The 8,110-nt window shown below is 67.5% G+C and carries 5 protein-coding genes, 2 tRNA genes and 1 other RNA gene; 3 read left to right on the top strand and 5 right to left on the bottom strand.

Annotation, left to right across the window (positions count from 1 at the left end; translation table 11 throughout):
- Together IRZ30_RS13540 and alaS are read right to left on the bottom strand one after the other, a co-directional pair.
- A partial coding sequence (locus IRZ30_RS13540) for a hypothetical protein (RefSeq protein WP_294085964.1) occupies positions 1 to 778 on the bottom strand: 778 nt, incomplete at its 3' end.
- 48 nt (positions 779 to 826) lie between these two features.
- Positions 827 to 3,466, bottom strand: a complete 2,640-nt coding sequence (alaS, locus tag IRZ30_RS13535) for an alanine--tRNA ligase (protein ID WP_294085963.1) — start codon at positions 3,464 to 3,466, stop codon at positions 827 to 829.
- A gap of 438 nt (positions 3,467 to 3,904) precedes the next feature.
- On the opposite strand from alaS, the gene IRZ30_RS13530 reads away from it, so the two are divergent.
- Positions 3,905 to 4,057, top strand: a complete 153-nt coding sequence (locus IRZ30_RS13530; protein WP_294085962.1) for a hypothetical protein — start codon at positions 3,905 to 3,907, stop codon at positions 4,055 to 4,057.
- 679 nt (positions 4,058 to 4,736) lie between these two features.
- Here the strand turns inward: IRZ30_RS13530 and IRZ30_RS13525 are convergent.
- From IRZ30_RS13525 to IRZ30_RS13515, 3 genes are all read right to left on the bottom strand, one after another.
- A tRNA-His gene (locus tag IRZ30_RS13525) sits at positions 4,737 to 4,814 on the bottom strand.
- Positions 4,815 to 4,822: 8 nt separating this feature from the next.
- Positions 4,823 to 5,189, bottom strand: an RNA gene (gene rnpB, locus IRZ30_RS13520) — RNase P RNA component class A.
- Positions 5,190 to 5,237: 48 nt separating this feature from the next.
- Positions 5,238 to 5,324, bottom strand: a tRNA-Leu gene (locus IRZ30_RS13515).
- Positions 5,325 to 5,829: 505 nt separating this feature from the next.
- Between IRZ30_RS13515 and ilvB the strand changes: the two genes are divergently transcribed.
- Positions 5,830 to 7,557, top strand: a complete 1,728-nt coding sequence (gene ilvB / locus IRZ30_RS13510) for a biosynthetic-type acetolactate synthase large subunit (RefSeq protein ID WP_294085961.1) — start codon at positions 5,830 to 5,832, stop codon at positions 7,555 to 7,557.
- 2 nt (positions 7,558 to 7,559) lie between these two features.
- Positions 7,560 to 8,087: an acetolactate synthase small subunit gene (ilvN, locus tag IRZ30_RS13505; RefSeq protein WP_294085960.1), complete on the top strand. Its 528-nt coding sequence runs from the start codon at positions 7,560 to 7,562 to the stop codon at positions 8,085 to 8,087.
- The last annotated feature ends 23 nt before the right edge of the window (positions 8,088 to 8,110 follow it).

The raw sequence follows: 8,110 nt of genomic DNA, 5'->3' as shown, positions 1-8,110 counted from the left end.
CGGGCTCGAAGCGCTCGCCGGTGGTCGGGATCTCACGATCGAAGACGGTTGTATTCTCGAGCTCGGTTGGTTCGACGGTGATGTCGTAGCTGGCGCCTGGCATGGCGACACCATAGGTGAGGTCGGCCGCGATGGTGTGTTCCTCGGGCACCAGGGTGATGGTGGCCGTCGGGAGAACGTAGTAGAGAATGCCGCCTACCAAGAGCAGCACGACCAGGGGCGCGACGATGGCGAAGATGAGGGCGAAGGGGATCTTACGCCGCCGTGGTGTGGTGTCGTCATCCTGCTCGATGTCGGCCTGCTCGTATGGGGCGGGCCGGACATGGCCGTTCGTACCCGCGGCGATCTGCGCGGTGAGCCAGGACGGCGGTTGCTCGTGATCCGGGTCGAGGACGATGGTGCCGGTCGGTGTCCGCGGAACAGCCCGGGTTGCGGCGTCCGGTTCCTGGCTCAAGGGCGTCGACGGCCGTGGGATGTAGGTTGCCAGGTCGGCGGTGGTGTCGTCGTCGTGCTCGGGCGCCGGGGTGAGCACGGTCCACCCGATCATGCGCGCGAGTTCCTGGCGCAGGGGGTCGCGGGTGCTCAGGGCGAGTGTCACGTGCTCTTGCCTGGCGGCGGACAGGACGCGTGACAGCTCGGCCGCCGTCGTCAGCACATCGGTCTCGTCCGCCACGGTCAGCGTGACGCGGCGGTCGGTGTACTCGGGCAGGCGCGCCAGCAGATCGTCGAGGTCCGTCTCGCTGTTGATGTGGACGATCATCGGCTCCGGTGCCCCCATGGAACCCTTCCCTTGCAATGGGCTCGGTCGAGGGGCGCCAGCTCCGGGCTAGCCCGTAAGCTGGCGCTCGACGACGGAGCGGGCGGTCTCCAGTGCGGCATCGAGTCGCGACGGGTCGGTGCCGCCGCCCTGGGCGAGTTCGGGGCGGCCACCGCCGCGGCCGCCGACGACCGGGGTGATCTCGCGCATCAGCTTGCCGGCATCGACGCCCCGCTGCACAAGGTCGCGGGTGACCATGGCGAGGAGCGCCGGCCGGTCGTCGATGACCGCGCCGAGCACGACCACGCCGCTGGCGAGCTTGTCGCGCAGGCGGTCGCCCATCTGGAGCAGTGTGTCACGGTTCGGCGCCTCAACGCGGGCGGCGAGCACGCGCGTGCCGTCGACCGTAACCGCCTTTTCGATCAGGTCGCCGATCTGGACGCTGGCGAGTTCGACACGCAGGCGCTCGATCTCCCGCTCCCGCTCCCGCAGGCGCTCCTGGAGCGCGGCGACCTGCGCGGGGAGCTCTTCGAGCGGGACGTGAAGGTCGCGCACCAGGCGCTGGGATGTCTCTTGGAGACGCAGCGCGTACTCGGCGGCGGCGCGGCCGGTCAGAGCCTCCACCCGGCGGACACCGCTGGCGACGCTCGACTCCTCGGTGATGACGAAGAGGCCGATCTCGCCGGTGTGGGTGACGTGCGTGCCGCCGCAGAGCTCCTTGCTGAAGGACGGAATGGTGATGACCCGCACGGTGTCGCCGTACTTCTCGCCGAACAGCGCGATCGCCCCCTCGGCGATTGCTTCCTGGTAGGGCTTGATCTCTGCCTGCACCGGGGTGTCGGCGAGAATCTGCTGGTTGACGATCTCCTGCACTTCTCGCAGCGCGGCGGCGCCGACCGGCTCCAGGCTGGTGAAGTCGAAGCGCAACCGGTCGGGCGCGACGAGGGAGCCGGCCTGCTGGACGTGCTCCCCGAGCACCCGGCGCAGTGCGGTATGGAGCAGGTGGGTGGCGGTGTGGTTGCGGCGGATATCGGCCCGTCGCTGGGCGTCCACCCGCGCCTCGGCCGTCTGTCCCACCTGGATGTACCCCTCGCGGACGACCCCGCGGTGCACGATGACGCCGGGCGCTGGGCGCTGCGTATCTTCGACATCGAAAACGCCCGTATCGGTCTGGATCGTGCCGGTGTCGCCCACCTGGCCGCCGCCTTCGGCGTAGAACGGGGTCTGGTCAAGCACAACCTCGACCCGGTCTCCGGCCTCGGCGCTTTCCTCCGTGGCCTCGGCCCCAAGGATCGCAACCACGGTCCCCGTCGCCTCGGTTGTCTCGTAGCCGAGGAAGACGGTCGGCTTGCTGGTGAGGTTGGCGTAGAGCGCCGCACGCGCGCGCGCCTCGTCGCTGAAGATTGCGGCGCTGGCGCGGCTCTGCTCCCGCTGCGCGGCCATCGCCCGGTCGAAGCCCTCGCGGTCGACCGTCAGCCCGGCGTCACGCGCGAGCTCCTCGGTCAACTCGTATGGGAAGCCGTAGGTGTCGTAGAGGCGGAAGGCTTCAGCGCCGGGGACGACCGTCTCGCCACGCGCTTGGAGATCGGCCGCCAGCGTCTCGAAGCGGCCGATGCCGGTCGCGAGCGTGCGGCCGAAGTGCTCCTCCTCGTGCCGGATCACCTGGCGAATGCGGTCCCGCTGGTCTCGCAGGTTGGGGTAGTGCTCGGCGAACATGTCGATGACGACGTCCGCGACCTCGGTGAGGAAGGGCCGGTCGATGCCGATCAAGCGGCCATGGCGCACGGCACGCCGCAGGACGCGGCGCAGGACGTAGCTGCGGCCCTCGTTGCCCGGGAAGACCCCGTCGCCGATCAGGAAGGTCACGGCGCGGCTGTGGTCGGCGATGACGCGCAGCGAGCGGTCGACCTTCGGGTCCTGGCGGTACTGGACCCCGGCCAGCTCGGCTGCCTTGAGGAGCACCGGCATGTAGAGGTCGGTCTCGAAGACGGAGCCGACACCCTGCAGGACCATGGAAATGCGCTCGAGGCCCATCCCGGTGTCGATGTTCTTGCGCGGCAGCGGGCGCTGGGAGCCGTCCTCTTCCTTGTAGAACTCCATAAAGACGAGGTTCCAGATTTCAAGGAAGCGGTTGCAGTGATCGCAGCCCGGCCCGCAGTCGGGCCGGCCGCAGCCCAGCTCCTCGCCGCGGTCGTAGAAGATCTCGGAATCGGGGCCGTTCGGGCCGGTGGCGCCGACCGGACCCCACCAGTTGTGTTCGTCGCCCAGCCGGGCGATGAGGTGCTCGGGAATGCCGATCTCATCCCGCCAGTAGGCGAAGGCGAACTCGTCGTTGCGGTGCACCGAGGGGCGCAGCCGCTCGCGCGGGATGCCGAACCGCTCGGTCAGAAGCTCCCAGGCCCAGGAGATCGCCTCGGCCTTGAAGTAGTCGCCGACCGAGAAGTTGCCGAGCATCTCGAAGAAGGTCAGGTGTTCTTCGTCGCCGACCTCGTCGATGTCGACGGTGCGGAAGCACTTCTGGATGGAGGTCATGCGGATGCTGGGTGGACGCTCCAGTCCGAGGAAGTAGGGAGTCATCTGCTGCATGCCGGCGGTGGTTAGCAGGACGGTGGGGTCGTTGTGCGGCACCAGGGATGAACTCGGCACATGGAGGTGCCCACGCTCGGCAAAGAATTCGACGAAGATCCGGCGGATCTCATTACTCTTCATCTGGGTAACGCCCTCACGAGTCGCGGCCAGACAGCAGCCATGGATTGTACCGACGTTGAAGCCGCCGGACCACCTCCAGCCGCGATGTGTACGTACATTTTGGCAGGGTGGTGCCTTCGTGTCAACGGGTTCGGACGCCCGATTAGGAGTCTGCGGCGATCGTTTCGCACGGGCGGGGATGCGTTCCCGGCCTTCCCGCGTCGATCACTGGACGAACCGGCATCTCACACGTGGCGGCGAAACACCGCTGCCGGCGCTGGCGAGGGCGGGCGCGACGACCCTGACGAATCCCACATGAGTACTCGTCCAATCAGCTCCGCATGAAATGCCATGATGGCAACTGGGACTCATTCGGGAAACCGAAGGCGCAAGAACGGCGGTTCGTCTCCCGAGCGGAGACGGGCCGGCCCACGGTTGGCGGCGTGAGGACGATCTGCCATGCGAACGCATTACCTCACGTTGATCGGCGCAGTGGTGATTCTGCTTGGGCTGGTCGCTCCGGGTCAGATCCAGCGCGGGGTCGCGCAGTCTCCGCCGGGCGTACCGGCCTCGGCTGAGCAGGTTGCCGAGTTCGAGGCCGCTGCGGCGTGAAGAGCGTGCCGTGTTTGCCATGTGGGCGAGCGGGGACATGCACGCGTTCCCCACGATCTAGTACAACGACCCGACCGTGGAGCTCCCCGAGGGGTTCTGCGAAGCCGTCCGTCGCGTCGGCGCCGAGACCGTCGAGCAGGCGATGGCGGGTCTGGCCCAGGCGCCGCGCGGAGCCGAGACCGGAATCCTCTCGGCAAAGGTGGCACTCGGCATTGAACGCCAGCGGCAACTCGACGCCTGGAAGCAGGCGCAGGCCAAAGCCGCCGCCGAGGGGCAGCAGCCGACCGCCGCGGACCTGCCGGAGGGGATCGAACCGCCGGCCAATCCCCTGAGTCCGAACGAGTGGGTGGACGTTCCGTTCGACGTCTTCGATGTCTTTGTTCAGGGCGTTCGGGCGACGGCGAAGCTGGCGTACGGCTCCCGCTCCCAGTCGGAGGTCATCGACGTCTACACGTTCACACGGGTCGGGGGGACGGTGGTAGATCAGCGGGGTGGAGTCGCAGCCGAACCCGAACCTTCAGAACCAGCCCGTCGAGCGCCCATCGTCCGCGCCACAGCGGTGAACTGTTCCGGCAAACGGCATGGGTGGAGGGGGCCGTCGCCTCAAGCTCGGCGAGACGGCTCTCCGTGCGAAAGCAAGAGGGGCAGAGATCTTCCCTGCCCCTTTGGTGGTGTTTCTTGGGGGTGCCTCACGGGGCTTGAACCCGTAACCCCTGGTTCCACAGACCAGTGCTCTGCCAATTGAGCTAGAGGCACCATGGCATTGAATGGCGTGGGCGAGTAAGCCGAGTTCTGTTCTTGACGGTCATCTGTCTCGGCCGATGGCTCTTGGCCACCGACCGGCCACGTCGTCACCTCCGTGGCTGCTCTCGACTTCGGGCCTCGGCGAGCAACCTGATAGCGGCCCAGCCGGAGATTGCTGCGGGGAGGATTGCCCTTTTCACTCCGGACCCCCGATGGGGCCCGGCATTGGTCTCTGTTGCTCTCACCGCGGCGGGAAACCCACCACGGTGCCGATCTGGACTGTCAGCGCCACCGGCGAACGCTGCCCCGGCTTTCGCCGGGCACCCTCGCTCTGTGCAGCTCGGACTTTCCTCTGGCCTGTGCGGCCAGCGACCGTCCTGCCCACGCCATTCAATTGTTAACTACAGAAGCCCGCTCGTGACGGGCTTCCGGCCGGTGGTGCCGAAGGGGAGATTTGAACTCCCACGGGCGTAAGCCCACTACGCCCTGAACGTAGCGCGTCTGCCAGTTCCGCCACTTCGGCAGGATCCCGACTCGTTTCCGGGTCGGAGCGCCGTTTCCCGACGCGGCACGCAGTATAGCATATTCCGACCGGTGCCGCAAGGACACTGGTGCCGACCACCAGGTGCCGGCGCTCCCGGGCGCGGGGAGCGCGGCCCTTGACACAACTTTCACAACCCGCTATGATGCGAAGAGTCAGTAGACCCGTGCAGGGTGAGTGACGGGTGGACCAGGCAGTGACGGCCGAAGCGCAGACAATGTACGAGCAGGTTGCGGCGCCGATGCCGATGCCTGCGGCTGCGCGTGTCTTCACCCTTCGCGAGACCCTCGTTGGCGCCTTCCTTATTATCGTAGGCCTTATTCTTATTATTATCGGCCATATCCATACGGGGGGCGCAGCGAGAGCGTAAACACGGAACACTGAACATCGAGTAACTCGCGAGCCTCCCAAATCGGGAGGCTCGCTCAATTTATGGGGCGGGGTGGTTGACGACTTCCCCGTGCCAGGCCAGCGGAAGAGGGGGCACATGGTCGTCGAGACGAAGCGAGCGGAGACAGCGCGTGAGGCACAGGCCGAACCGGCGAGTCGACGGGCGATCGGAGCGCGGCTGCTCTGTCAGGCGTTGGAGCGCGAGGGCGTCGATCTGATCTTCGGGTACCCGGGTGGCGCGGTCATCCCGCTCTACGACGTGCTGCCGGAGTTCAATATCCACCACGTGCTCGTCCGCCACGAGCAGGGCGCAGCGCACGCGGCCGATGGGTACGCGCGTGCCACCGGCCGGCCGGGTGTCTGCCTGGCGACTTCCGGGCCGGGGGCGACCAACCTGGTGACCGGCATCGCGACGGCGATGCTCGACTCGGTGCCGGTGGTGGCCATCACCGGCCAGGTGCCGCAAGGGGTCATCGGGAGCGACGCCTTCCAGGAGATCGACATCACCGGTATCACCCTGCCGATCACCAAGCACAACTTCATCATCCGTCGGGTGGAGGACATCGGGCCGACGATCCAGAAGGCGTTCTACCTCGCCACGACGGGGCGCCCGGGGCCGGTGCTGGTCGACGTGCCGAAGGACGTGCTGCTGGCCGAGGGGGAGCTGGCACCCGCTGAGCCGGTGCAACTCCTGGGTTACCGGCCGACAATCGTGCCCCACCGTCGTCAGATCCGCCGGGCGGCCGAGGTGCTGCGCGCGGCGGAGCGGCCGCTGATCCTCGCCGGGCACGGCATCCTCATCTCGGGCGCGACCGAGGAGCTGGTCCGCTTCGCCGAGCGGGCGCAGATTCCGGTCGGGTTGACCCTGCTCGGGATCGGTGGTTTCCCCGGCTCCCACCCCCTCTGCCTCGGAATGGTTGGGATGCACGGCTTCGCCCACGCCAACCGGGCGATCCATGAGGCCGACGTGATCGTGGGGATCGGCATGCGCTTCGACGACCGGGTCACCGGCCGGGTCAGCGAGTTCGCACCGAACGCGCAGATCATCCATATCGACATCGACCCGGCTGAGATCGGCAAGAACGTCGAGACGGCCGTCCCGGTGGTGGGAGACGCCCGCGAGGCGCTGCTGGCCTTGCTCGAGGAGATGGAGCCGCAGCGGCACGACGCGTGGCTGGAGACGATCGCGAGCTGGCGCAAGCGGTCCTCGGGGCGTTCGCGGGGCGTGCCGGGCGCCCTGGCGCCGCAGTACGTGGTCGAGCGGCTGCACACGCTCACGGAGGGGAAGGCGATCGTCACCACCGACGTGGGCCAGCATCAGATGTGGACCGCGCAGTACTACACCTGCGATATCCCCAACCAGTGGATCACATCGGGCGGCCTGGGAACGATGGGGTACGGCGTGCCCTCGGCGCTCGGGGTGGCGCTGGGTCGGCCCGACGCGGAGGTCTGGGCCGTGGTCGGCGACGGCGGGGTCCAGATGACGATGTTTGAGTTCGGCACCATCGTCCAGGAGGGGGCGAAAGTCAACATCGCCATCGTCAACAACGGCTACCTGGGCATGGTGCGCCAGTGGCAGGAGTTGTTCCACAACCGGAACTACTCGGAGACGCCGATCAGCAGCCCGGACTACATGCTCATCGCCCAGGCGTACGGCATCCCGGCACGGCGGGTGACGCGGCGGGAGGAGGTCGACGACGCGATCCGCTGGGCGCGCTCGATCGACGGGCCGACGCTGCTGGAGTTCAAGGTCAATCAGGAGGAGAACGTCTACCCGATGATCCCGTCGGGCGGGTCGATCCGCGAGATGATCGAGGAAGCGTAGGGGTGGAAGCCGTGCGACGTCACACACTCGTCGTCCTGGTCGAAGACCGGCCCGGCGTGATGAACCGGGTGATGAGCCTGTTCCGCCAGCGTGGGTTCAACGTGGACAGCATCGCGGTCGGGCACAGCGAGCAGCCTGGCCTGTCGCGGATGACCTTGGTGGTCCAAGGGGACGACCGCACCATCGAGCAGGTGACCAAGCAGCTCTACAAGCTGCTGGAGGTCATCAAGGTCACGGACGTGACCGGGGAAAACCTGATCCAGCGCGAGCTGGCGCTGGTCAAGGTGGCGGCGACCGAGCGGACGCGCGGTGATATCATGCGCCTGGTGTCCGAAGTCTACCGTGCGCGGATCGTCGATGCGGCGCCGGACACGCTGGTGATTGAGGTGACCGGGCCGAGCGAGAAGATCGACTCGCTCATCACCCTGGTGCGGCCCTACGGAATTAAGGAGATCGCCCGGACCGGCTGCGTGGCGCTGGAGCGTGGCAGCGGCGCGGTCGCGGTCCGGGCGGAGGATGCGGTGGCGTAGGAACGCCCCTCACCCCCCAACCC

It is taken from the genome of Sphaerobacter sp. (assembly GCF_019683595.1).
Taxonomy (GTDB): Bacteria; Chloroflexota; Chloroflexia; order Thermomicrobiales; family Thermomicrobiaceae; genus Sphaerobacter.
This window is presented reverse-complemented; position numbering and strand designations above follow the sequence as displayed.

Excerpts from the sequence above, each read along its gene's own strand:
- alaS (WP_294085963.1), bottom strand. The coding sequence starts at position 3,466 with ATGAAGAGTAATGAGATCCGCCGGATCTTCGTCGAATTCTTTGCCGAG.
- ilvB (WP_294085961.1), top strand. The coding sequence starts at position 5,830 with ATGGTCGTCGAGACGAAGCGAGCGGAGACAGCGCGTGAGGCACAGGCC.
- IRZ30_RS13530 (WP_294085962.1), top strand. The coding sequence starts at position 3,905 with ATGCGAACGCATTACCTCACGTTGATCGGCGCAGTGGTGATTCTGCTT.